Annotated in this window: 18 protein-coding genes, 4 pseudogenes and 1 riboswitch; of the genes and pseudogenes, 9 read left to right on the top strand and 13 right to left on the bottom strand. The window is 59.2% G+C overall.

The annotated features are described in order from the left end of the window. Positions 1-2: 2 nt before the first annotated feature. The 8 genes and pseudogenes from thiS to EB230_RS32900 all read right to left on the bottom strand — a co-directional run. Positions 3-200, bottom strand: a complete 198-nt coding sequence (gene thiS / locus EB230_RS31855; RefSeq protein ID WP_019863212.1) for a sulfur carrier protein ThiS — start codon at positions 198-200, stop codon at positions 3-5. Continuing rightward, the gene (gene thiO / locus EB230_RS31850; RefSeq protein ID WP_172374872.1) at positions 169-1,170 is read right to left on the bottom strand and encodes a glycine oxidase ThiO; all 1,002 of its coding nucleotides are present in this window, start codon (positions 1,168-1,170) and stop codon (positions 169-171) included. The genes thiS and thiO overlap by 32 nt, the downstream gene beginning before the upstream one ends. Beyond that, the gene (gene thiC / locus EB230_RS31845) at positions 1,167-3,002 is read right to left on the bottom strand and encodes a phosphomethylpyrimidine synthase ThiC (RefSeq protein WP_172374870.1); all 1,836 of its coding nucleotides are present in this window, start codon (positions 3,000-3,002) and stop codon (positions 1,167-1,169) included. Before thiC ends, thiO begins: the two co-directional genes overlap by 4 nt. 103 nt (positions 3,003-3,105) lie before the next feature. Beyond that, positions 3,106-3,222, bottom strand: a riboswitch (TPP riboswitch). A gap of 274 nt (positions 3,223-3,496) precedes the next feature. Continuing rightward, positions 3,497-4,234 (bottom strand): 7-carboxy-7-deazaguanine synthase QueE, encoded by a 738-nt coding sequence (gene queE, locus EB230_RS31840; protein WP_027033137.1) that lies wholly within the window; start codon positions 4,232-4,234, stop codon positions 3,497-3,499. Next, positions 4,231-4,587 (bottom strand): 6-carboxytetrahydropterin synthase QueD, encoded by a 357-nt coding sequence (gene queD / locus EB230_RS31835; protein ID WP_044548957.1) that lies wholly within the window; start codon positions 4,585-4,587, stop codon positions 4,231-4,233. The genes queE and queD overlap by 4 nt, the downstream gene beginning before the upstream one ends. After that, positions 4,587-5,285, bottom strand: coding sequence for a 7-cyano-7-deazaguanine synthase QueC (gene queC / locus EB230_RS31830; protein ID WP_172374869.1), 699 nt, complete (start codon positions 5,283-5,285; stop codon positions 4,587-4,589). The genes queD and queC overlap by 1 nt, the downstream gene beginning before the upstream one ends. A 645-nt stretch (positions 5,286-5,930) precedes the next feature. Next, positions 5,931-6,083: a hypothetical protein gene (locus EB230_RS32905; RefSeq protein WP_246707503.1), complete on the bottom strand. Its 153-nt coding sequence runs from the start codon at positions 6,081-6,083 to the stop codon at positions 5,931-5,933. Positions 6,084-6,167: 84 nt separating this feature from the next. Continuing rightward, a pseudogene (locus EB230_RS32900) lies at positions 6,168-6,289 on the bottom strand (hypothetical protein); the annotation flags it as partial. 520 nt (positions 6,290-6,809) lie between these two features. Between EB230_RS32900 and EB230_RS31820 the strand changes: the two are divergent. Then, positions 6,810-8,243 (top strand): phosphomannomutase, encoded by a 1,434-nt coding sequence (locus tag EB230_RS31820; protein WP_172374865.1) that lies wholly within the window; start codon positions 6,810-6,812, stop codon positions 8,241-8,243. Beyond that, positions 8,243-9,658, top strand: a complete 1,416-nt coding sequence (locus EB230_RS31815) for a mannose-1-phosphate guanylyltransferase/mannose-6-phosphate isomerase (RefSeq protein ID WP_172374863.1) — start codon at positions 8,243-8,245, stop codon at positions 9,656-9,658. The genes EB230_RS31820 and EB230_RS31815 overlap by 1 nt, the downstream gene beginning before the upstream one ends. Before the next feature lie 1,014 nt (positions 9,659-10,672). Here EB230_RS31815 and EB230_RS31805 read toward each other — a convergent pair. Next, positions 10,673-10,933 (bottom strand): XRE family transcriptional regulator, encoded by a 261-nt coding sequence (locus EB230_RS31805; RefSeq protein ID WP_027033144.1) that lies wholly within the window; start codon positions 10,931-10,933, stop codon positions 10,673-10,675. A 787-nt stretch (positions 10,934-11,720) separates the two neighbouring features. On the opposite strand from EB230_RS31805, the gene EB230_RS31800 reads away from it, so the two are divergent. The 3 genes from EB230_RS31800 (at position 11,721) to EB230_RS32520 (ending at position 14,803) form a co-directional block, all read left to right on the top strand. Next, complete coding sequence (locus EB230_RS31800; RefSeq protein ID WP_109666676.1) at positions 11,721-12,806, top strand: cytochrome-c peroxidase; 1,086 nt, start codon at positions 11,721-11,723, stop codon at positions 12,804-12,806. Positions 12,807-13,426: 620 nt separating this feature from the next. Next, complete coding sequence (locus EB230_RS31790) at positions 13,427-14,116, top strand: transposase (protein ID WP_109666679.1); 690 nt, start codon at positions 13,427-13,429, stop codon at positions 14,114-14,116. 465 nt (positions 14,117-14,581) lie between these two features. After that, positions 14,582-14,803 carry a hypothetical protein gene (locus tag EB230_RS32520; protein ID WP_133117242.1) on the top strand — a complete coding sequence of 74 codons (222 nt, stop codon included), beginning with the start codon at positions 14,582-14,584 and terminating at the stop codon, positions 14,801-14,803. 73 nt (positions 14,804-14,876) lie between these two features. Here the strand turns inward: EB230_RS32520 and EB230_RS31785 are convergent, their stop codons facing one another. Together EB230_RS31785 and EB230_RS31780 are read right to left on the bottom strand one after the other, a co-directional pair. After that, positions 14,877-16,370 carry an NAD-dependent succinate-semialdehyde dehydrogenase gene (locus tag EB230_RS31785; protein WP_051355484.1) on the bottom strand — a complete coding sequence of 498 codons (1,494 nt, stop codon included), beginning with the start codon at positions 16,368-16,370 and terminating at the stop codon, positions 14,877-14,879. Positions 16,371-16,669: 299 nt separating this feature from the next. Beyond that, positions 16,670-17,018: pseudogene (locus tag EB230_RS31780) on the bottom strand (DDE-type integrase/transposase/recombinase); the annotation flags it as partial. Positions 17,019-17,627: 609 nt separating this feature from the next. Here EB230_RS31780 and EB230_RS31775 point away from each other — a divergent pair. Then, complete coding sequence (locus EB230_RS31775) at positions 17,628-18,485, top strand: sterol desaturase family protein (RefSeq protein ID WP_097576030.1); 858 nt, start codon at positions 17,628-17,630, stop codon at positions 18,483-18,485. A 202-nt stretch (positions 18,486-18,687) separates the two neighbouring features. After that, a pseudogene (locus EB230_RS31770) lies at positions 18,688-18,893 on the top strand (transposase); the annotation flags it as partial. Positions 18,894-18,981: 88 nt separating this feature from the next. On the opposite strand, the gene groL reads toward EB230_RS31770, so the two are convergent. Together groL and groES are read right to left on the bottom strand one after the other, a co-directional pair. After that, entirely contained in the window at positions 18,982-20,646 is a 1,665-nt protein-coding gene (gene groL / locus EB230_RS31765; RefSeq protein WP_172374857.1) for a chaperonin GroEL, read from the bottom strand. 65 nt (positions 20,647-20,711) lie between these two features. After that, entirely contained in the window at positions 20,712-21,008 is a 297-nt protein-coding gene (gene groES, locus EB230_RS31760; RefSeq protein WP_006333965.1) for a co-chaperone GroES, read from the bottom strand. Between the two features lie 809 nt (positions 21,009-21,817). On the opposite strand from groES, the gene EB230_RS31755 reads away from it, so the two are divergent. Both EB230_RS31755 and EB230_RS31750 read left to right on the top strand, forming a co-directional pair. Further along, on the top strand, positions 21,818-22,093 hold the full coding sequence (locus EB230_RS31755; protein WP_097576709.1) for an acyl carrier protein: 276 nt from the start codon (positions 21,818-21,820) through the stop codon (positions 22,091-22,093). A 27-nt stretch (positions 22,094-22,120) separates the two neighbouring features. Then, positions 22,121-23,296, top strand: a pseudogene (locus EB230_RS31750) (beta-ketoacyl-[acyl-carrier-protein] synthase family protein). Positions 23,297-23,546 lie beyond the last annotated feature (250 nt).

Here is a 23,546-nt window from a genome sequence, read left to right as displayed (position 1 = left end):
GTCTAGCCTCCCTGCATGGGCGAGAGGATTTCGATCCGGTCACCGTCGCTCAACCGGAACTCCGCCCGGTTGGCCCGGTGCACGAGGTCGCTGTTGACGGCCGTCGCCAGCCATTCGCCTTCATAGTCGAGTGCGGCAAGCAGCTCGGCCAGCGTGGTGGCCGCAATCTCATGCGCTTCGCCGTTGACCATCAATTTCATGAGCAAGCTCCTTGGTTCCGTCTTGATTGAAAACCAGGTCGGCAGCCTGGCGCGCCATGGCGGGGGCGAGGAGAAAACCGTGGCGATAGAGCCCGTTGATTGCGACGGTGCTTCCGTGGGTCGCGACTCGCGGCAGGTTGTCTGGAAAGGCCGGACGGACGCCGACACCGGTTTCAACGATCTCGGCCTCGCCAAAGGCCGGATGGAGAGCGTAGGCCGCGCCCAAAAGCTCCATCATCGAACGCGCCGTCACCGGTCCCGTGGACCGGCTCTCGATCATCGTCGCGCCAACCATGAAACGGTGGCCGGTGCGCGGCACCACGTAAAGCGGAAAGCGCGGGTGAAGCAGCCGGACCGGGCGCGACAGCGACACATCCGGCGTGCGCAGGATCAGCATCTCGCCCCGAACGCCGCGCAGTCGGTCGTCTTCCGCCGCCATCCCCGTACAGTCGATCCGGCGATCGAAACGGGAAATGTGCCGGGCATCGACGCCGAAGCGGAATTCGACGCCCATCGCCGCCAGCCTATCATGAAGTGCCGCCATCGCCTGGCGCGGATCGAGATGGGCTTCGTCGGAGAAGAACAGGCCGCGGCGGAAGCGGCCGGCGAGGTCGGGCTCGAGCAACTCGATTTCATCTTCATCGACACGCCGATGACCCGAGGTACGGCTGGCGAACCGGTCGAGCTCGCCCATATCGCGCGGCGCGGCCACGACCAGCGTTCCCGCCCGTGTCACCTGGCCAGGCGTTGCCGCCTCCCACCAGTCTGCGGCATTGCATCCGAGATCCAGCACTGGCTGCTCGGCGCTTTCACGCTCGCACCATGGCGCCAGCATGCCGCCGGCGAACCACGACGCATTGCCGCCGAGGCCATGCCTTATCTCGGCAACGGTCACCGCCGCGCCGCGTGTGGCGAGCTCGAGGGCGGCGGTGAGGCCGGCGACGCCGGCCCCTTTGACCAGCACCCTCATGACGGCTCCGGCGCCCCTGTCATGAGTGCTACGCCGGTCTTGTCAGCCGGCATATAGAGATCGCCACCCGCGCGATATTTCGCCGCCATCGCCGCCAGGCCCTCCTTCTGTGCCTCGGCGCGGATGTCGTGGGAAATGCGCATCGAGCAGAATTTCGGCCCGCACATCGAGCAGAAATGCGCCACCTTGTGCGCCTCCTTGGGCAAGGTCTGGTCGTGGAAGGACCGCGCGGTTTCAGGATCGAGCGACAGGTTGAACTGGTCCTCCCAGCGGAACTCGAAGCGCGCGCGGGAGAGGGCATCATCCCTGAGTTTTGCCGCCGGATGGCCCTTCGCCAGATCGGCGGCATGGGCGGCGATCTTGTAGGTGATCACGCCAATCTTGACGTCGTTGCGATCGGGAAGGCCGAGATGCTCCTTGGGCGTGACGTAGCAGAGCATGGCGGTGCCGAACCAGCCGATCATCGCAGCGCCGATGCCTGAGGTGATGTGGTCATAGCCCGGCGCAATGTCGGTCGTCAGCGGCCCAAGCGTATAGAAGGGCGCCTCGCCGCAGACAGCGAGCTGCTTGTCCATGTTCTCCTTGATCTTGTGCATCGGCACGTGGCCGGGCCCCTCGATCATCACCTGGCAATCCTTGGCCCAGGCGATCTGCGTCAGCTCGCCGAGCGTTTCCAGCTCGGCGAATTGCGCCGCGTCGTTGGCGTCGGCGATCGAGCCCGGACGAAGGCCGTCGCCGAGAGAAAAGGACACATCATAGGCGCGGCAGATGTCGCAGATTTCGGCGAAATGCTCGTAAAGGAAGCTCTCCCGGTGATGGTGTAGGCACCATTTGGCCATGATCGACCCGCCACGCGAGACGATGCCCGTGACCCGGTCGACAGTCAGCGGGATGTAGTGCAGCCGCACGCCGGCATGGATGGTGAAATAGTCGACGCCCTGTTCGGCCTGTTCGATCAGCGTGTCTCGATACACCTCCCAGGTCAGGTCCTCGGCAATGCCGTTGACCTTTTCGAGCGCCTGATAGAGCGGCACCGTGCCGATCGGCACCGGCGCGTTGCGCACGATCCATTCGCGGATGTTGTGGATGTTGCGGCCGGTCGACAGGTCCATCACCGTGTCGGCGCCCCAGCGGATCGCCCAGACCATCTTTTCGACCTCTTCGGCCATCGAGGAGGTGACTGCCGAGTTGCCGATGTTGGCGTTGATCTTCACCAGGAAATTGCGACCGATGATCATCGGCTCGCTCTCGGGATGATTGATGTTGGCGGGAATGATCGCACGCCCGCGCGCCACCTCGTCGCGGACGAATTCGGGCGTGACGAAGTCGGGGATCGCCGCGCCGAAGGCTTCGCCGTCGCGTTGCAGCTTGCCGCGCAGGACCTCGCGGCCGAGGTTTTCGCGGATGGCGACGAACTCCATCTCAGGCGTGATGATGCCGGCGCGCGCGTAGGCAAGCTGAGTCACCGCCTTGCCGGCCTTGGCCCTGAGCGGCCGGTTGCGAATGGGAAATTCCGGCGTCAGGCGCTCGCCCACCGCGAAACCATTGTCCTCCGGCCGCACGTGGCGACCGTCATAGGCTTCGACATCGCCGCGCGCCGTAATCCATTCATGGCGAAGCCGGGCGAGGCCCTTTTCGATGCTGGTTTCGACAGTCGGGTCGGTATAGGGGCCGGACGGATCATAGACGGTGACGGGCGGCTCGCCGGCCGTTGGATGGACGGAGATTTCGCGCATCGGCACCCTGATCTGCGGGTGGATGGTACCGGGCTTGTGGATCTTCCGCGAGGCGGGCAGTGGTCCCGTCGACACGGCGGGGGTGAGGGCATCCATCTTGAGGCTCCTTTGCTCATGCATTGGAGACCCAGTTCTGTGCCGGAAGGATGAAAAGACGCTTCTGCCGACCTGCCGAAACAGGATCTCGGGCGTGGACTCCCGCAAAGCGCTTGCACCGTCCCTACGCCAGTATGAACTGGATCAGGTTCAACGGGTCACTGCGCCGCGAAAGCCAGCAGTATCTCAGCCCCTTGCCGGGACTCCCCTGGTGAATGCGTCGAATTGAATGGGCCGGCGCTATTTTGTCAAGCGCATTCGTCCCGCAGCGGTGATCGACGATCAAACAAACCCAGCGGAAAAGCATGGTAGTATCGAGAGCAAGTTACGCTCCAGAGGAGCGGTGAAGCGCCCCCAACAAGGCGAGCCCTCATGCGGATTCGGTGCCTTTTCCAGCACGGTGTTTTCGGGGCTTTCCGGAACGACGCTGCTGCCGCCAAGTTGGGTGAGATTGCTATAGATGTCTGTCTTGCTCGTCGTCGGCAATCCTTCGGCTAGACGCCCCGTCTGTTTCCCCAGAGCAGAACATGAAGCTGCGGCAGTACACGCGCCTCGAACCACCTGTCACGGGTCACCTTTTCAACTAGCCATTCCATGCGCCTCATCACACCGGCCATGTCGATGAACGCGTCTTCGTCGCCGGGACGCGGCGGCGTGTGATTGCCGGGCTGCAGATAGACGGGTAATTGCGGGTAGCGCGCCGCGGCGTCTTTGGCATAGGCATAGTCATCATCGTCGAAGACAACGAGCTTGAGCGCCATCTGCGGCTTATCCTGCGCCGCCTCTAAGCAGGCGTCGAACGCGGCCCAATCTGTCGTCATTTCGCTTGAGGGCGGCTTGGGGCTTAGTACCAGCACGTCGAGATCCGCGAACCATTGCTTAGACACCGAGCCTTGGGTTTCCAATGCAAAACGGTAGCCCTCACCATGCCCGCGGTCGATCAACTGGCTAAGCGGCTGGATGGCCGGATTGCCGCCCGACAGCGATACCATCACGGGCTGACCGCCGGAAAGCGCAATGACCTTTTGCCAAACCGCGTCGGGAGACATCATCTCCCAATCATGGCGGAAGCGACGGTCCACCGCATGCAGGCTGTCGCACCAGGAACAGCGATAATCGCACCCGCCGGTTCTTACGAAAACCGTCGGCAAGCCGATCAGCACGCCTTCGCCCTGAATGGTCGGCCCAAAAATCTCGCTCACCCGGATTCCGGGATGCAACGCGCAAGTCATGGCCGGTATTCCGCCCAGGTTTTCGGCGTCTCGCTCACCCGCACGGCGGAGGTTTCGGGTAGCCGCACCTTGCACCAGTCGTAGAAGTGCCTGGCCAGACATTCCGCTGTGGCATGGTCATGCCCCAGCACGTCGTTAAGATGCCGATGGTCGAACGTCCCATCGATGTAGTGCTTGAACGCCGCCAGATCTTGGTAGTCGCGCACAAAGCCGTGTTCGTCCAGTTCGCCACCTGAAAGCTCCACGACGACGATGTAGTTGTGGCCGTGCAGACGTGCGCACTGATGGTCGGGTGGCAAGGAGGTGAGCTGATGCGAGGCCGAGAAGTGGAACTCTTTGGTAATGCGGAACATCACGCGCTCCTTGTCTGGATAGCGTGGAGCCAGAAGTCCGCGTCCTCATAATCTGTCGGGTCGGCAATGCCGGCCAGATTGAATGCTTCGCGCCGTTCGACGCATGTCCCGCAGCGACCGCAATGACGTGCGCCGCCCTTGTAGCAGGACCACGTCGCCTCGAATGGCGTGGCGTACTTTGCCCCCTCGCTGACGATGTCGGCCTTCGACATATTCACATAGGGAGCGTACAGGCGGATATCGGCGTAGCCTGCGAGCGCATGGTTCTGCATCGTCTGAAAGGCGTCGATAAAAGCGGGCCGGCAATCAGGATAGATGAAATGATCTCCGCCGTGGACGGCAGTGGCCACCGCATCGGCCTTCTGCGCGGCGGCAACCCCGAAGGCGATGGCCAGCATGATGGCGTTCCTATTCGGCACCACCGTGATCCTCATGGAGTCTTCGGCATAGTGCCCGTCGGGCACGTCCACATTATCAGTCAGCGCCGAGCCGCTCAGGTTCCGGCCAACATCGCGGATATCGACGATCTGGTGCGGAACACCCAGCCGCTTGGCGCAGATGGCGGCAAAGCCGAGTTCCTTTTTGTGCCTCTGGCCGTAATCGAACGAAAGCAGGCCAATGAGTTTCTGCTCGGTCGCCACCTTGTGAGCGAGCGAAACAGAGTCCAATCCGCCGGAGCAGATGACGAGGGCATTCATGGTTTGAGTCCTTGTTTTGACCGGGTAAGGCTGCGACCGGAGATTTCTCTGCGTTCCCACTACTCCACGGAGCCGGTTTTGTGAATGGGGTGGACGCGATTGAGCGCACGTACCTTGTTGTCAGCGTCCCCAAGATGACTTTGCACGCGACTTGTCGCGCATCTTCGACCGCTGGGGGGCTGAGTCCGGCGCTGCGTATGTAGGCGTATAGACGATGCAGAAATCACTGCTGTGGCGCAGCAGCATTCCCGACACACCTTCGGCTTGTCCGGTTTGCCCCAGAACTTGTACGTCCCGAGTTTCGGCGACAACGCAAGGGTCGACCGGCAGTCCAGTGAAAGGCTTCTGCCGCGTGCTTTGCCGTTTTCTGGTCTGCGCATAGATCGCCTCGAGCCGCCGCGCCTCGTCATTGGTCAGAGCTGGGAATTCCTTTCCGAGGGCGCGGCTCGATAGGGGCCACCATTCTGGTTAAGGAAACGGAAGAGCAGATCGATCAGCCGCTCGGGCATGTCGATAAAGGCATTCACCTATTGCCGGAATTGATCGTAGCGCTGCAGAAAAGGCTGTTTCGTCAGGGAGGTACCGTTCGATCGTCCGCCGAGCGCAGGCAAAAAGAAATTCGGCGTGCGGGGTTGCATCGAAGTGTCAGTAGAAATCCGCGGTGTCATTCAGCACCCGGACGTTGAATTGCGGCGGCGGTTCCCGTTCGACCAATGGCAGAAGGCGCTTCGAATTGCTCTCCAGCACGCGCCTGTACTCGTCGATCTGGTCCAGGATCGCGGCCGAGACGGGAAACACCACTCCCGGCGATTGAAGCGGTGCATGGCAAGGACGTGGTGGATCAGGTAGCGGTGAATGCGGCCGTTTCCGTCCTCGAACGGATGGATGTAGACAAAGCCGAAGGCGAAGATTGCGGCGGCGACGACTGCATCAAGGTTTTGCGCTGGGCTTGATCGAACGCAATTCCAGAAACAACTTTCTGAAGGCGTCGCAAGGCAAGGCATTGTCGGCGCTGATCGTCGCCCCAGCTGATCCAAGCATCGGTTCCTGCTTGGGTCTAGCGCCCTAGGCGACGTCCTAGCGCCCTAGGCGACGCCATGGTCGGCGAGCGCTCTGGCTGACCTTAATCCAAATACCTAAGAATCACACGGTTCCATTGCGCTGATCGAGACGGCCTTCTAGCCCTATCCATGCCATGGATGCATTCCATCCAAACAACCAAGTTTACGGACCTGCCATGATGCTGCATAGCGAAATACCGGCAGGCACCGATCGATCACTCCACTGCCTTTGATCATTAGATGAGCGCGCCAAAAGATTCCAATAGAAGGAGAACTGTGGATGCCCCTGTGCCAGTGGATGCCCTGCTGTTCGGCGGAACTCTGAGGGGTCCTTACGCCACACCGTGTTGTAGAGACCGCATATCTGAACAGCAGGTGGCTGACAACGATGGCGCTTGCAATAGAAAGTACTAGCCCATTGCAACATGACCCCACCCTGCCTGTCCACTAGCAAAGCGAAATCATGAAATTCGGGTCAAGCGGCGTTCGAGGATTGGCTTCGGAATTGGTCGGCAAGGCCAGCGGACTTTATGCCGAAGCTTTCGCTTGGCGTTTGATTTCCAGCCGGGTTCAGCCGAATAGTTCGGTCTTCATAGGCCGCGACCTACGTGACAGCAGTCAGGCGATAGCCGACAATTGCATGGCGGCGTTGGCCGCAAATGGTTTCCAGCCGATCGATTGCGGCACCATACCTACGCCTGCCCTGGCATTATATGCATACAAACACGGCGCGGCGGCTCTTATGGTCACCGGGTCGCACATTCCAGCCGATCGCAATGGCATCAAATTCTATGGCCCGAATGGTGAAATCAGCAAGGCGGATGAGGCCGCGATTACGCGCTTTGTAGCCGAAAGATCAATTGCGTATTGCTTACCAACGGCTTGTCTGGGAACGACGTGGCCTATGCACCGTGAAGAAGCGATCGCCTCTTATCGAGAGCGCGCCCATGACATGCTGGAGCCGGGCTCACTTTCCGGCATGAGACTTGGTGTCTATCAGCACAGTTCGGTCGCGGCGGAACTGTTGGTACAGGTTCTTCGATCGCTCGGTGCCAGCGTGGTCGCCGTCGGGAAAACCGGGACCTTCGTACCTGTCGATACCGAAGCCGTGGACGCAGCAACAATCGCAAAATTGAAGAAGTGGGTCCGCGAATTCGGTCTCGATGCCATCGTGTCGACCGATGCGGACGCTGATCGGCCACTCATCGCTGATGAAAATGGCGATCTTCTTCGCGGCGACCTGGTTGGGCTTGCAACGGCTCTTTTCCTGAAGGCAGACACGATCGTGACGCCAGTGACCTCCAATTCGGGAATTTCGAAGGCCTTGGGTTTCGCGGTCCAGAGGACGAAAGTCGGGTCCCCATTTGTCATAGAAGCAATGGAAGCATTACACGGCGCCGGCGGCGTCATCGTCGGCTTTGAGGCCAATGGTGGTGTTCTGCTGGGCTCGGATTGTACGGTGAATGGGAAGACATTGACTGCACTGCCGACGCGGGACTCATTCCTCCCGATCCTGGCCGTCCTCAGTACCATGGCGTCGACAAAAAAGAAGCTGTCGCGACTGCGCGGGCTTTGGAATCTTCCTGTGTGCGCCAGTGACCGGCTTCAGAACTTCCCCGCGGAAAGTTCACGCAGATTGATGGATCATCTCGCAAGCCGGAACGCACTGCAGCACTTTCTTGCCTCGTTCGGGACCGTCGCCGAAGTTGACGAAACCGATGGCCTCAGGGCGCGGATGCTTTCAGGTGAGATCATACATCTGCGGCCTTCCGGCAATGCCCCGGAACTGCGCTGCTACTCGGAAGCTTCGACCGAGAGCAGGGCCATGGCGATCGTCGCCTCGACGCTGCAAGGGGCACAGGCATTCGCGCTTACAGACGAGATAGAGGACCTTTGATGAAAGTGGTTCCGGTCATCATCAGCGGTGGAGCTGGTTCGCGGCTCTGGCCCGCCTCAAGGCAATCGCACCCCAAACCTTTCCTCAAGGTGGCGGATGGACTTTCGCTCATCCAGCACACCGTGTTGCGCGCCGCTTCGATGCAGCATGTAGTGGAGCTTGTTACCGTGACGTCCACGGGGCACCTCTTCCTTACGAAAGACGTTTTCGACGAGCTGGATTCCGTTGTTTTGCCACGCACCTTTCTGCTTGAGCCTGAGGGTCGGGATACCGCCGCCGCCGTCGCTGCGGCAACCGTCCATGCCAAGGCAACACAGGGTCCCGATGCTGTTCTGTGTATTTTTCCCGCCGACCATATGATTGGTGATCTGCCCGCATTTCAAACCGCCATGAACCGGGCAATCGAACAGGCGCAGCAGGGGCGTATCGCAACCTTGGGCATAACCCCGGATAGGCCAGACACCGCATTCGGCTACATCGAGGCCGACGGTGAGAAAGTTGTCCGGTTCGTCGAGAAACCGAACGCCGAGACTGCCAAATCTTATGTCGCGTCCAAACGTTTCTTCTGGAACGCCGGCATCTTCTGCTTCAAGGCACAGGTCATGCTCGACGAAATGGCTGCGCATTGCCCGGAGGTGATCGATGCCGTTCTCGATAGCTATAATAACGCTCGCGTCAGCCACGGCGAACAAGTTGCCAGCGTCGAACTCTCATCTGAGCACTTCGCCATGGCGCCGCGTATTTCACTCGACCATGCGGTGATGGAAAAAACCCACAATCTCGCTGTCGTTCCCTGCGAAATGGGGTGGAACGACATTGGATCTTGGAACGCAATGGCCGAACTGGTCGCCGCTGACGCGAGCGGCAACAGGATTCGCGGCGATGTCCATGTGGTCGACACCGTGGGCAGTTACATAAGCTCGGACAAACGCGTCATCGGCACCGTCGGCATCAGCGACCTGGTGATCGTGGATTCCCCAGATGCATTGCTTGTTGCATCCCGCGATCGCGTCCAGGACGTCAAGAAACTCTTCGAGGGCCTCAAGGCTGCGGGACATGAAGCGCACTTGCTTCACAGTACCGTGCACCGGCCCTGGGGCACCTACACGGTTCTGGAGGAAAGCGAGCGCTTCAAGATCAAGCGCATCGAGGTGAAGCCGGGCGGACGCTTGAGCCTGCAGATGCACCATCACCGCTCCGAGCACTGGGTCGTGGTCAGCGGCACTGCGAAAATAGTCAACGGCGACCAGGAGCTACTCCTGACCACCAATCAATCCACCTATATCCCTTGCGGCCACAAACACCGGCTCGAAAACCCCGGCAATATCGGACTGGTGATGATCGAGGTCCAAAGCGGCGAGTATCTCGGCGAAGATGACATCGTGCGGCTTGAGGACGTATACGGTCGAACCTGACAGTCCAACGTTACATGCCCTACGGTGGCTGGCAGACCGAACCTGCGTCGGCACTGGGCTGTCAGGCGACCGGCGGCTAGGCAAGGCGGGCAAACCAGAACAGGTTTTATGAGTATAGCTAGTGAGCGATGTCGAACAATAGGCTGGCCGAATTGTTGAGATGGCAGTTTTCCGGCGAGATTGTCAGACGACACTTGCGCATACGCTGCAACGGCATGCGGCTACAGCCGCTCGAGTTGCGGAAGGTGATCGGCAAAATCAGTCGATCAGGTGCGCGATAAGGTTCGTTGCCATGTACGGCAGGCGCGACATGAGCGGCCTGGCGCTCTGACGGGGTAGGCCAGCATGCGCCGGGCCTGACTGGCGGGCTCGGAAGAGAAACGCGGCACTGGCTGACGAAGATAATACGCTCCTGCGCGCCGGTGACGGACCGGGGCCATTAGGCGTAGGCGCATCGCTATCGCCATGCCACGTGGACAATCCTATTCGGGCTGGGCAGATGGACGGTAATTCCAGCTTTCGACGGCGTTGACTTCGTCGATGCAGACCGGCCCCGATGCACCGCAGTCCTCGCATTTCATCACAACGCGCGCCTCGTCCGTCTCATATGGCCTAACCTCGCAGCTTGTGCAGAACGGGCAAGGGATCGCTTTCATCGTGACGAACCTTCCTGATGGCCTCGGGTGGTTTCGCCGAAATCTTTCGTCTAAGCGCTCGACTTCGCAAGCGCTGATCGTTGTGCCGTAGTTCGGCGCCACCATCGGGTAGGGATATTTTGTCCACATGCCCTCGTACCATCAACCGGCTAGCCGGTTCTCTCTATCCACAGATCTGGCCTCTCGTGCGGGCCAAGGTTACATCCGTGTCACCCAGCATGAGGCCGATCTTCCGCAGAGCGAATCGATTCCGTAGAAATAAGAATTCTGCCACCGCCCCGCCGCCGTAAGGGTATTGATATACCCTTGGGATTTTGATCCGACCTAGCAGGCGGCGGGTAATCTTCAGAGGCCGACGTCAGGCAGCATTCGGGATACCCCAGATTTCATCGAAGATACTCTCAGCCAAGCCAAGCGCCCGAGCGATCCGATCGCGATAGCCCTTGTCGAAACAATGGCCAGATTCGATCAGCCCGACCTCCTCGACTGTCAGACCGCTGGTCACGGCAACGTCCTCGGTCGAATAGCCAAGATGTTCCCGACATGCCTGAATTACGGGTTTTCCGTTTGAGATTGCGGTAAGCACTGCCTCGGGCAGCGCGAAAGGCGTTGCGGTCATTTTGCCTCCAAATGCAGAGAACGGCCATTCGATAACTCGAAACAAGCGGCGGCCGATGTTGGAATAGGATGCCGAAACAGCCCGAGCCGGCGGCATCCAAAAATGCGATCACTCTCGAACGTGTGAGAGGCGCTACGCTAATATGGCGGCCGCCGCCGTTTAGATCAAGAACCTTGGCTCGCTTTACGAGGATTGCTCCAGTGGCCACAATTCGACGACACAGTGCAGCGCCGTCATCACGCTCACATCGATGATTGCGCGGCCGCTTTAACGCGCCGTCGGCTTGCGGCGCGATTGAGGAGCCGCGATCTGGCGGTCGGGCACTAGGCGCACCAGCTCGCGGACCAGCGTCAAAGTATCTGCGGGGACTGTCTAGCGATGCTTGCCGGCGGCGTTCATCTTGAGCTTTAATACCGTGTGGTCCCCTCCCGCCCATGCAGGAGGCCGGGTGCCCATCGGACAAGACGCTGAGGGACCAACATCTCTCTGTTTCAGCCCGACTGTTGGCTGTCAGATCCGCGACACCGGAGTAGGGCTGCGCTTTGCTGCGAATTCCTTCAACCTATTGAATGATGACCAGAAAATCCCCCGGAGGTTCCTTCTGCTCAGTTGGCACGACTTTTGATGCTTCTCGAGAGGCGACAGGAGATACCGACTGGCGTTCATCGTGGGTGACATCGCGCAATGCAACGAAGGAAGACAATATGTCAGGTCCGCGTCAGAATCGATTTTATGCAAAGAGGATTGCCGCCTTTAGCGCAAAGCGTTCACGAACCGCATATCAACAATGGCTTCCGTGCAAAACGCAGGGAGATCACTTGTGAAAATCCTATTCACTACGGTGGCTGTCGCGTTGCCGGCCATCGCTTTTGCTGCGCAAACGATCCCCGTATACCTCAGAGAAACAGCACGGGCCACCTTCAAGGCTCTACCATCCATCACGCCGACAGTCGCCAACAACCCGATCACACCGGAGAAGATAGCCCTGGGCAAGGCAATGTTCTTCGATCCACGCGTCTCGGCGTCAGGCGTCTTGTCGTGCAATTCGTGCCACAACTTGGCCACCGGGGGCGACGACAATCATGAAAGCTCGATCGGCCATGGTTGGCAGAAGGGACCGCGCAACGCGCCGACGGTACTGAACGCTGTCTTCAACATCGCGCAGTTCTGGGATGGTCGTGCTGAAGACCTAAAGGCTCAGGCCAAGGCACCGATCCAAGCCGCTGTCGAAATGGCCAACACACCAGGTCAACTCATCGCCACGCTCAAGTCGATGCCGCAATATGTCGAGTGGTTCAATTCAGCTTTCCCGGGCGAAGCCGATCGCGTCACCTTCGAAAACGTCGCCAGGGCAATCGAAGCCTTTGAGGCGACACTGGTCACACCGGCGCCCTTCGATGCCTTCCTCAACGGCGATGACGCCGCTATGACTTCCGAACAGAAACAGGGCCTGACGCTTTTCATGGACAAAGGCTGCTCGTCCTGCCACGGCGGTATCAACGTGGGTGGGGAGGGCTATTCCCCATTCGGCCTCGTTGAAAAGCCCAACACCGATGTCCTGCCGGAAAACGACAAAGGCCGATTTGCCGTGACCCATGAAGCCGACGATTCCTATGTTTTCCGCGTGGCGCCGTTGCGCAACGTAGCACTCACCGCGCCATACTTTCATTCGGGCAAGGTTTGGGATCTGAAACAGGCCGTCGCCATTATGGGGACCACCCAGCTCGGCCAAGAATTGACGGAAAAAGAAGTCGACCTGCTCGTTGCCTTCCTTAATTCGCTGACCGGAAAAGTACCGGAGGTCGCCTATCCCGTCTTACCCGCCGAAACGCCGACAACGCCTCGACCTGTATTGCATATCCTCCCGCAATGATTGGCCGGAGCTGGCTAGCGAAGGTCGCAATCACGAATGATTGCGACCTTCACTGGGACGAGACGATCATGACTTCCGGCGAGGCCTATCCAACTGGAAAGCTAGGGGGACTTTCATTTCCGAATTCAATTGAAACGCCAAATGAAAACCTGACCCGTCGACGCCCACATGCGTCACGACAGCATGACCGCCTTGCCGGCCACGTCGATCAGACGCTCCGACTAGCCGACTGTGTCGTGATATGTCGCTGCATGCACCCCCCGCCTTAGATTCGCTGCCAAGCTCGCAACCACCTGATCGAGCCATCGCGGACAACATTCCGCGCGGCGTTGGCGTGCGCCCGGCAGAAACCGGATGCCTTCAGATCCACCTCCTTCAAAACGTGCTCGATGGCGTTGCGACGCGCGAGCAGCTGTTGCAGCTCTGCAAACGCACCGATATGAAAACAAAGCTGCGACCAGCCAGCGACGTGGCTCGAGCATTTGTCAATGCACACCGCAAGTGCCGCTTGCTCTCGGGCTATCTCATCCATATAGCTCGGCGCAACAGAGGAAGCGCCAGTTGTTCAGTCTTCGTCAGCCGCGACCTCCTGTGCAATTCGTTCCAACAAGGAAGAAACTATGAGGCGGCAGACCCGACCCTTCACTGTGGAGGTTAAACAAAAGCGCAATTATCAAAAACGGGGCCATTCCATCTGGAGCGATGTCGATCTCTCCGCAGCTATAGCCGACACAACAAGGGAGGAGCTCAAAGACATGGATCTGCCAAATCGTCGGCTGATTGACTCTAATGTCATAGCCCTTGATGCTGAACACGCGCACAAACCGCGAGCGGAGTATCTCATGGCAAATCCCCTAGACGCTGAATCAGTAGAAACTGCAACCGAACACGCTCCCAAAGGAAGGACGCCTGAAACGAAGAAGAAAACCCCACCGTCGCGGAAGGCAAAGACTGAGCCCGGTCGCAAGAATGGCGCCAATACGGCGTCCCCGGCGAAGGAAGCAACAGCAACAGCAGCGGCCGTGCGGAGCGCCCGGAAGGTCTACTCCGGAGAAGAGCGCGCCCAGAAGCTCGCTCAGGTCGAGACGTCGATCAGCGGCGGCACCACTCTCAAGAGCGCCGTAAAGCAGGCCGGTATATCGGAACAGACCTATTATCACTGGAAGAGGGCCGCGGCGCCTAGATCCGATGGCGACGATCTGAAGGACCTGGTCGCCCTCGAGAAAGAAAACAAGCGATTGAAGAGCCTGCTCGCGGAACGCCTGCGCACAGAGAACGCGGAACTGAAGAGGAAGCTAGGGCTGCAATAAGGCTTCAGAAGATGCCGCCATTCGACCAGACGGATCGTAGAACTGTGATCGAAGGCTCGCCGGCTGTCGGATGGACGGAAATTTCGCGCACCAGCACCCTGATGTGCGGGTGGATGGCACCGGGCTTGTGGATTTTCCGCGAGGTGGGCAGTTCGGCCTGCCTATTTTACAAGGTTTTCGTGCATCGGACCTCGCAAAGCGCCCGTACGTTCTACGCCAGTATGAACTGATCAGGCTCAATGGGTCACTGCGCCGCGAAAGCCAGCAATATCTCAGGCCCTTGCCGGGACTCTCCTAGTGAATGCGTCAAATCGAGCGGGCGATTGGCCATCTTGTTAAGCGCATTCGGCTCGCGGCGGTCATCGGCGGCCGGTCGAACCCGAGGGACGCTCGCGGCTGTGTCGGCGACAAACCAAGCTCCGGAAACAATGGGCGGATTAAGGGGACCGCCGTGCCGTCGGACTAATGATCAATCCAGCGCGGCGAATTCCTTATTGCGAGCACGGCTCGACAGGTGGCGAGCACGCCCCTGTGCTCGTTGATCTGGTCCAGTATCGCGGCCGAGACAGGAAAACCACTCCTGGCGGATTACATGGCAAGCACGTGGTGAATCAGGTAGCGGTGAATACGGCCGAAGGCGAGGATGGCGGCGGCGATGACGGCATCAAGGTTTACGCTGGGCCTTGAGCGAAGGCCACCATTCCATGATGGCCGCGGCGGATTGTCAGCGCGATGTCAATGGGACGCGGATGCTGCGGGATTATAACCCACCCATGCACAGGTACTTCATTTCGAGATAATCCTCGAGGCCGTGGCGCGACCCTTCACGACCAATCCCTGATTGCTTCATTCCGCCAAAGGGTGCGGCCTCGGAGGACATGCGTCCCGTATTGATGCCGACCATTCCGTATTCGAGGGCTTCAGCCACGCGCCACACACGCTTTAGATTGGAAGCGTAGAAGTAGGCTGCAAGACCGTAAATCGTGTCATTCGCCTCGCGCACCACCTGGTCGGGATTGTTGAAGCGGATTATGGGAGCCAGCGGTCCGAAGGTTTCTTCCTGAGCAACCCGCATTGTCCTTTCGACGTCGGTGATCACCGTGGGCTCAAAGAAGGTTCCCGATTCGCCGATACGGTTGCCACCGCAACGGATCTTCCCACCCTGCCGCACAGCATCGCGAATATGATCTTCAATCTTTGCAAGCGCGCACTTATCGATCAGGGGACCGATCGAAACTTCTGGCTCGAAACCGTCACCGACGCGCAATGCACTGACGCGCTTGGTGAATTTGTCGCAGAATTCATCATACACGCTGGACTGTACGTAAAGCCGATTGGCTGAAACGCAGGTCTGGCCGGCATTCCGAAACTTTGCCTGTACCGCACCATCGACGGCAGCGTCTACGTCTGCATCATCAAAAACAATGAAAGGAGCGTTACCACCAAGTTCGAAGCTGGTTCTTTTGATCTGGTCCGAACACGCCCTCATGAGCAGCCGCCCTACCGCGGTCGACCCCGTGAAGCTAATCTTGCGGACCTTCGGGTTCGAGCAAAGTTCACGCCCAACCGCATCGCCTTCCGATGCGTAGATCAAGTTTAGAACGCCATCGGGAAAACCTGCCATCCGGGCAAGCGTGAACATAGCACCCGCGACAAGCGGTGTTTGCTCCGCGGGTTTCAGAACAATCGCGCAGCCGGCGGCAAGCGCCGGCGAAATCTTGCGAGCCACCATCGAGGCGGGAAAATTCCAAGGAGTAATGGCACCGACAACACCGATCGGCTGTTTGATTACCAGCATACGCCTGTCGTTAGAAGGCGGCGAAATCGTCTCGCCATAGATGCGATTGGCCTCCTCGGCATACCATTGGAGGTAGGCTGCAGCATGGGCGATTTCAGACTTCGCCTCTGCAAGCGGCTTACCCATTTCGGCCGTCAAAATGGCTGCAAGATCCTCGCTGTGGTCGAGGATCAGTTGGTGCCATTCCCATAAGATGTCGGAGCGCTCGCGCGCGGTGAGCGCCGCCCAATGTTCCTGCGCAGCTTCGGCCTTGTCGATTGCCAAGGAAACGTCCCGGACATCCATATCTGGAAGCTCAGCCAACAGCTCGCCTGTTGAGGGATTGAACACCGAAAAGCGCCTCGTGGCTTGCTCCGCATTCCGACCAGGCACACCGGCCAGATCGTCAAATAGCTCGGGATTTTTGAGACGTCTCGTCAGCGACTGTGTCACGGTCAAACCGTGGTCCCCCTTCATGGCTAAGTTACTAGCTGCGCTAGTGTACTAATAAGCACACCTTGTGCCGGACGATCGGACGAGATCGACCGGCCCTCCGTCTTTGCAAAAGCACTTCCTGATTAGCCGAGAGCAATGACAGCCTCAATCTCGATTCGCGCTTCGGAAAGCTTTCACTTCATGACAGGCACACGCGGGACGGGCTCGTGAAGAGCATCGCGAACCCCTTTTGCGGTGCTGTCACGTTATTTGAGGTACGGGCGCGCAAGTTCCCGCTGTGGCTTTTCAGGCAAGCCGATAAGCAACGGCCCCTGTCGCGTCCGCTCTCGTTTTCGGTACGGAAGGTGGGAATTCTCTGCTCGGTTGTTCAATCCTTTGTGCGATCGGTGTTCCACGTTCGGCATGACCTGGCGTCTTGCCGCCCCGTAGGAGCGCAATTTGTCGGTGATCCGCTTTGGCGCGATGCCCTGGTTCTTCAGAAGCCGCATCAGCAAGCGCCTGGCAGCCTTGGTGTTGCGGCGCGTCTGGACGATCTCGTCGAGCACATAGCCCTCTTGATCGACTGCTCGCCACAGCCAGCATTTCTGACCGTTGATGCCGCACCACGACTTCATCGAGATGCCATATATCGTCCTTCGCCGGCGCCTTCCGACGTAAACGACGCGCATAGTTGGGTCCATGCTCTAATAAGGAGTTTTCGATTTCCATCATCAACTCCAGTTCCCGAGTTGCATCCTTGCCGGGACGCTGCGCGGATGAGGTCGCTCCCATGCATGCGGTCCTACGGAACCGCGAACACCAGTTCGACCCCACCCGTTCCAACGCAAACATGCGGCGATCCTTGCAATCGACCTCGGAGAGAACCCTGAGCCCGGCAGGCGCTGCACCAACGAGGAGAGAAGGAGCCTATTGACGAAGGCGATTAGAGAACTTCCTGAGACACGATCTCCGTTCGCAACGCTGCTGGCTATGCAACCTCTGCTGCACGCCTCATCACTGGCGCATAGCTGGTCGTTTTGCGCAAACCACTTCGTCTACTGGGGCTCCTCCAACCATTTGGGAGATGGATGGGTCTATCCAAAAAACTAATTTTAACTCTCTGTGAAAACTGCATAGCACATCCCTGCCGTGCGCCGTGATTTCTGCGCGGATATCGGTCCGGATGCCGACTCGAGTTTAGGGCTGCGCCGGAGACGCATAACATTGGTCTCGCCCTCGTGACGAAGGCACTGCGTTGATGAGAGCCCCTCATTTTGAAGGATTCGCAGGAGCAAAGAAATGCACATTCTCGATATTAACCAAATGACCCAGATCTTCGTGTATTCGCTTGAGATGGTTGTAATCTTCGCAACGTTATGCGCCGCGCTGGAGCTAACCTTTCCGGCCTATCGATACAGTTTTGCTTCATACGCTCGCGGCGTGCGAAATTATATTATTCGCCTCGGATGTGGTGCCTTTATGTGGCACTTCTACGCTGTGAGCGTGGGCTGGTTAGGGATAAAGCCGCTTGTAACGATCAATTTCGGTACGTTGCTTCACTCTGACAACGCAATCATTAATAATGGATTGGCCGTCCTTTCAGGCGTTTTGGTCGCGATTGCCGGCGACTTCTTCTACTACTGGATGCACCGCGCTCAGCATGCTGTTCCATTCCTCTGGCGCATGCACGCTACTCACCACTCGATCCGCGAATTGACGGCATGGAATTGCCATCATCACATTTCCGAGCCACTCGTTGCCGCAGGGTTGGTGTCACTACCACTCACGCTGTTCCACTTCGAATCTGGCGTAGTGCCTTTTGTTGCCATGACGCTGATTACTTTTCAGGTCCATCTTTCACACTCTAGCACCCGCATCAATCTTGGGCCGCTTCGATATATCATTGGCGACAACAAGTTCCACCGCATTCACCACTCGTTGGAACCCCATCACCAGCGCCGAAACTACGGGTTCTTTACAACTATCTGGGACACGATTTTTGCAACGGCATACTGGCCAAAAAAGAACGAGTGGCCGGAAGTTGGCCTCCGAGACCAATCCGAGCCGCTCACCGTGCGCGATTTCGTTATGTTTCCATTTGATCGACGTCGCTGGCGTAGAGCTAAAGTCGGAAGTGGTGAAAAGGCTGGGAATTAAACGAACGCAGCTTTACGCTTCTAATCCGATTGTCGAGGTCGGAACCCATCAACTGGACCTAGAAGGGGACGGATCCTTGGCGCTGGCCTTATCGGAGACGTAGGATCTGGAACTACCACAGGTGGGCAATGCGCGGACGACTGGCCTGCCACGGGTAGTTTCCCCCACCTGAGGAGTCCGGCCTCGATTGAAGGACGGACTGATGAAGAGAAAGCGGTTTACGGAAGAGAGCAGATCATCGCGGTTCTGCGTGAGCATGAGGCGGGAGCAAAGGCGGGCGACCTGGCGCGCAAGCATGGGATCTCCGAGGCGACGCTGTATAACTGGAAGGCGAAGTATGACGGGATGGACGTCTCCGATGCCAAACGGCTGAAAGCCTTGGAAGACGAGAAAGCAAAGCTGAAGCGCGAGCCCCAAACCTTTTCCGACCGGCTCCATTCCAAAAAAAGGGGGCGGCATTGCTGCCGCCCTTCGAGATTGGTGAGAGGCGCGGACCTTAGAAATCCATGCCGCCCATGCCGCCCATGCCGCCCATGCCGCCGCCGCCCATGCCGCCAGGCATGCCGCCGCCAGCCGACTCCTTCTTCGGAGCCTCCGCGATCATGGCTTCGGTGGTGACCAGCAGGCCGGCGACCGAGGCCGCGTCCTGGAGAGCCGTGCGTACGACCTTGACCGGATCGACGATACCCATGGCGATCATGTCACCATATTCGCCGGTCTGGGCGTTGTAGCCGAAGGTCGCGCCCTTGTTCTCAAGGATCTTGCCGGCAACGATCGAGGCTTCCGCACCGGCGTTCGACGCGATCTGGCGGGCCGGAGCCTGCAGCGCGCGGCGCACGATGTTGATGCCAGCAGCCTGGTCGGCATTGGCGCCGGTGGCCTTGATGTTGGCCGAAGCGCGCAGCAGGGCAACGCCGCCGCCTGCAACGATGCCTTCTTCCACGGCCGCACGGGTCGCGTTGAGGGCGTCATCGACGCGGTCCTTCTTTTCCTTGACTTCGACTTCCGTCGCGCCGCCGACGCGGATGACGGCAACGCCGCCCGCGAGCTTGGCGAGACGCTCCTGCAGCTTCTCCTTGTCGTAGTCCGAGGTGGTCTCCTCGATCTGCTGCTTGATCTGGGCGACGCGGCCCTGGATCTCTTCCTTCTTGCCGGCGCCGTCGACGATGGTGGTGTTTTCCTTGGAGATCGACACCTTCTTGGCGCGGCCGAGCATGTTGAGGCCGACGTTCTCGAGCTTGATGCCGAGGTCTTCCGAGATGACCTGGCCACCAGTGAGGATGGCGATGTCTTCCAGCATGGCCTTGCGGCGATCACCGAAGCCCGGCGCCTTGACGGCGGCGATCTTCAGGCCACCACGCAGCTTGTTGACGACCAGCGTGGCCAGAGCCTCGCCTTCGACGTCTTCCGAGATGATGAGCAGCGGCTTCGAGGTCTGCACGACGGCTTCGAGAACCGGCAGCATGGCCTGGAGGTTGGAGAGCTTCTTCTCGTGGAGCAGGATGTAGGCGTCCTCGAGATCGGCAACCATCTTGTCGGCGTTGGTGACGAAGTAGGGCGAGAGATAGCCGCGATCGAACTGCATGCCTTCGACGACTTCGAGTTCGGTCTCGGCGGTCTTGGCTTCCTCGACCGTGATGACGCCTTCGTTGCCGACCTTCTGCATCGCTTCCGCGATCATGGCGCCGACCGACTCGTCGCCGTTGCCGGCGATCGTGCCGACCTGGGCAACCTCTTCCGAGGTCTTGATCTTCTTGGCGTTCTTGATCAGCGTCGCGACGACGTCGGTGACGGCGAGGTCGATGCCGCGCTTCAGGTCCATCGGGTTCATGCCGGCGGCAACCGCCTTGTGGCCTTCCTGGACGATCGACTGCGCCAGAACGGTCGCGGTCGTGGTGCCGTCGCCGGCAATGTCGTTGGTCTTCGAAGCAACTTCGCGGACCATCTGTGCGCCCATGTTTTCGAACTTGTCTTCGAGCTCGATTTCCTTGGCGACGGTGACGCCGTCCTTGGTGATGCGCGGGGCGCCGAACGACTTGTCGATGACGACGTTGCGGCCCTTCGGACCCAGCGTGACCTTCACCGCGTCGGCGAGGATGTTGACACCGCGCAGCATGCGCTCGCGGGCATCACGGGAGAATTTTACGTCTTTGGCAGCCATTTTGTACTCCTGGGCATTTCGCCCGAAATTCAGATTGGATGGTACGGATGAAAGGCGGCGGCGTGTTAGCCGATGATGCCCATGATGTCGGCTTCCTTCATGATCAGAAGGTCTTCGCCATTGAGCTTGACTTCGGTGCCCGACCACTTGCCGAACAGGATGCGGTCGCCAGCCTTGACGTCCAGCGGGACCAGCTTGCCGGCTTCGTCGCGGGCGCCGGAACCAACGGCGATGATCTCGCCTTCCTGCGGCTTTTCCTTTGCCGTGTCGGGGATGATGATCCCGCCGGCGGTCTTGGATTCGGATTCGACCCGGCGAACGACCACGCGGTCATGAAGCGGGCGGAACTTCGACTTTGCCATTTTTTCTTCCTCGATGAGAACGGTGGGAAAAGCGTCCGGCAGCGCCGGACAACCTACAAAGCTCGGCTATGCCGGACCTACTGTTAGCACTCACCAAGGACGAGTGCTAACATGGTGACGGCATAAGGCCTAGGCTGGGGCTAGTCAAGACAAGAGGTGGGCGATCACGATATTCCGGGCGATGCAGGCCTGAAAGAGTTCGAGCGAATCGATGGTGTTCGGAAGCTCGGCCCGAAAGATAATATCCGCCCTTTCGGATCGCTAACCCCTTGGGCCTTCAGCGATGCGCAAGCGCCGTTTCGTTGCACCGGAGAGAGCGAGTGTGAGGCGCTGAGCATCTAGTAGCGACCGAGACGTGCCCAGCTTTTGCGTGGGGTGGCCATGCGGGATGTCTCCTGTAGCATTATCGCCCGCACCAGAGGCTTGCCCGTTTATTGGACTGTATTTCTATCCATAGGGTGGATGCATCTCATCGAAACAAACGATTTTCTCAATCTTCCGGAATCTCGCATTGACAGCACCTCACACGTCCTGATTGCCCGCTACCCTCATCGTGTGACAACTGCGAAAAAAGAGCCTGAAAGGAGAAGATCTTTCCATGAGCTCAGACGTGCGATGGAAGTTGCCGCGGGAAAATGAGCTGCAGTTGGATGCCAACGCCTCAGAGCAACCGGAACTCATCCGGTCTCCATAATCCGATTGGTGTTGGTGGGTTGCACAAGCCTGGTCAGGGACGATTTTTGCGACGTGACTGGCAGAGGTATGGCGCCGCACCCACGTCAAAAGGCATTGCTATGGAAAGGAACACAATGGCTGATCAACTCGCAACGGAAATCATTGCCACGATCAAGAACCGCGTCGAATCGGAGAGCGGCGAGAGTGCGTCCATCATCGGCGAAATAACGACTGCCACGGAACTGACCTCGCTCGGAGTCGATTCGCTGGGTCTGGCGGATCTCCTCTGGGATGTGGAGCAGGCCTACGACATCAAGATCGACATGAACGCGGCGGATGCCTGGTCGAATCTCAAGAATGTCGGCGACATGGTGGAAGCTGTCCGCGGTTTGCTCGCGAAGGGGGTCTGATTAGACAGGCGAGTCGTCATTACTGGGATGGGCGGGCTTTGCGGCCTAGGCAACAACGCCGCCTCTATCTGAAAAGAGATGCGCGAAGGTCGCTCCGCCATCCGCCCGATGGTCACTTCTGCGCTTCATGAGATGAAGGGCACTGTCGGTACCGAGATCAAGGAGCTGCCCAAGCACGACATCGGCCGCAACCAGCTCGTCTCCATGGACCGCCACAGCTTGCTCGCTGTGCTTGCAGCGCGCGAAGCCATGCAACACGCCGGACTTTCCTGCGATGAGGGAAATCCGTATCGCTTCGGCGCGACAGTGGGCGTCTGCGGCTGGGGAACGGTCGAAGAAACCTACCGCGACCTCCTTTTGGGCGGGGCGAAGCGTGCTGGCATTTACACTGCACCAAGGGGGTTGCCGAGCGCCGCTGCCAGCCAGGTCAGCATGAGTCTCGGCCTGCGCGGCCCGGTCTTTGCCATCGCCTCCGCATGCGCATCAGCCAACCATGCGATCGCTTCGGCCGCGGATCAGATCAGGCTCGGCCGGGCCGACGGGATGCTTGCCGGAGGCGCCGAAGCGCCGCTCGTATGCCTTCAGATGAAGGCATGGGAAGCAATGCGCTCGCTCGCTCCGGATACTTGCCGGCCCTTCTCCGCCGACAGGAAGGGAGTGGTGATAGGCGAGGGTGCGGGCATGGCCGTGCTGGAAAGCTATGAGCATGCCGCCGTACGCGGTGCCACAATGCTTGCCGAGATCGCAGGCATCGGCCTTTCCGGCGACGCCTTCCACATCGTCGCGCCGTCTATCGAGGGGCCGGAGGCCGCGATGCGCGCTTGCCTTGCCGACGACGGGCTGAATGCCGAGGACGTGGACTACCTCAACGCCCACGGCACCGGCACCAAGGCCAACGATCAGACCGAGACGGCGGCGATCAAGCGCGTCTTCGGAGACTATGCCTATTCGATGTCGGTCTCGTCCACCAAGTCCATGCACGCGCATTGCCTGGGCGCAGCGAGCGCACTTGAAATGATCGCCTCCGTGATGGCGATCCGGGAGGGCATCGTGCCGCCGACCGCTAATTATCGCGAGCCAGACCCCGATTGCGATCTCGACGTCACGCCCAATGCGGCGCGCGAGCGCAAGGTGCGCGTGGCACTGAGCAACGCCTTCGCCATGGGCGGCATGAACGCAGTTCTGGCGTTCAGGCAGGTGTAGAAGCCATGCGAGATGCCTCCAGTAACTCTATCTCTCGGATCCAAATGCTTGCCGGATTACGATTGTGAAGGACCTGCCCTTGGACCGCCTCGGTGAATGCGCCAAGTGGCAGCGGAAGCTGGACAAGCCGGGGCCCCATTTTTTGCAAAATTCTCAACTGTTGAAGCGACGTGGACGTACCGCTACCCGGAAGGTTAAGCGAAGCCCCTTCGAGTTCGGCTCGGGGGTTTGTCCAAAGCTCTACCCGATA

It is taken from the genome of Mesorhizobium sp. NZP2234, from assembly GCF_013170765.1.
Lineage (GTDB): Bacteria > Pseudomonadota > Alphaproteobacteria > Rhizobiales > Rhizobiaceae > Mesorhizobium > Mesorhizobium loti_D.
This window is presented reverse-complemented; position numbering and strand designations above follow the sequence as displayed.

Bases quoted from the DNA above. Each gene is read 5' to 3' on its own strand.
- EB230_RS31790 (WP_109666679.1), top strand. From the start codon at position 13,427: ATGAGGCGGCAGACCCGACCCTTCACTGTGGAGGTTAAACAAAAGCGC.
- EB230_RS32520 (WP_133117242.1), top strand. From the start codon at position 14,582: ATGATCAATCCAGCGCGGCGAATTCCTTATTGCGAGCACGGCTCGACA.
- groL (WP_172374857.1), bottom strand. From the start codon at position 20,646: ATGGCTGCCAAAGACGTAAAATTCTCCCGTGATGCCCGCGAGCGCATG.
- thiC (WP_172374870.1), bottom strand. From the start codon at position 3,002: ATGGATGCCCTCACCCCCGCCGTGTCGACGGGACCACTGCCCGCCTCG.
- thiO (WP_172374872.1), bottom strand. From the start codon at position 1,170: ATGAGGGTGCTGGTCAAAGGGGCCGGCGTCGCCGGCCTCACCGCCGCC.
- queD (WP_044548957.1), bottom strand. From the start codon at position 4,587: ATGTTCCGCATTACCAAAGAGTTCCACTTCTCGGCCTCGCATCAGCTC.
- queC (WP_172374869.1), bottom strand. From the start codon at position 5,285: ATGAATGCCCTCGTCATCTGCTCCGGCGGATTGGACTCTGTTTCGCTC.
- EB230_RS31785 (WP_051355484.1), bottom strand. From the start codon at position 16,370: ATGAAGGGGGACCACGGTTTGACCGTGACACAGTCGCTGACGAGACGT.
- EB230_RS31775 (WP_097576030.1), top strand. From the start codon at position 17,628: ATGCACATTCTCGATATTAACCAAATGACCCAGATCTTCGTGTATTCG.
- EB230_RS31755 (WP_097576709.1), top strand. From the start codon at position 21,818: ATGGCTGATCAACTCGCAACGGAAATCATTGCCACGATCAAGAACCGC.
- thiS (WP_019863212.1), bottom strand. From the start codon at position 200: ATGAAATTGATGGTCAACGGCGAAGCGCATGAGATTGCGGCCACCACG.
- queE (WP_027033137.1), bottom strand. From the start codon at position 4,234: ATGACTTGCGCGTTGCATCCCGGAATCCGGGTGAGCGAGATTTTTGGG.
- EB230_RS31815 (WP_172374863.1), top strand. From the start codon at position 8,243: ATGAAAGTGGTTCCGGTCATCATCAGCGGTGGAGCTGGTTCGCGGCTC.
- EB230_RS31820 (WP_172374865.1), top strand. From the start codon at position 6,810: ATGAAATTCGGGTCAAGCGGCGTTCGAGGATTGGCTTCGGAATTGGTC.
- EB230_RS31805 (WP_027033144.1), bottom strand. From the start codon at position 10,933: ATGACCGCAACGCCTTTCGCGCTGCCCGAGGCAGTGCTTACCGCAATC.
- groES (WP_006333965.1), bottom strand. From the start codon at position 21,008: ATGGCAAAGTCGAAGTTCCGCCCGCTTCATGACCGCGTGGTCGTTCGC.
- EB230_RS31800 (WP_109666676.1), top strand. From the start codon at position 11,721: ATGGCTTCCGTGCAAAACGCAGGGAGATCACTTGTGAAAATCCTATTC.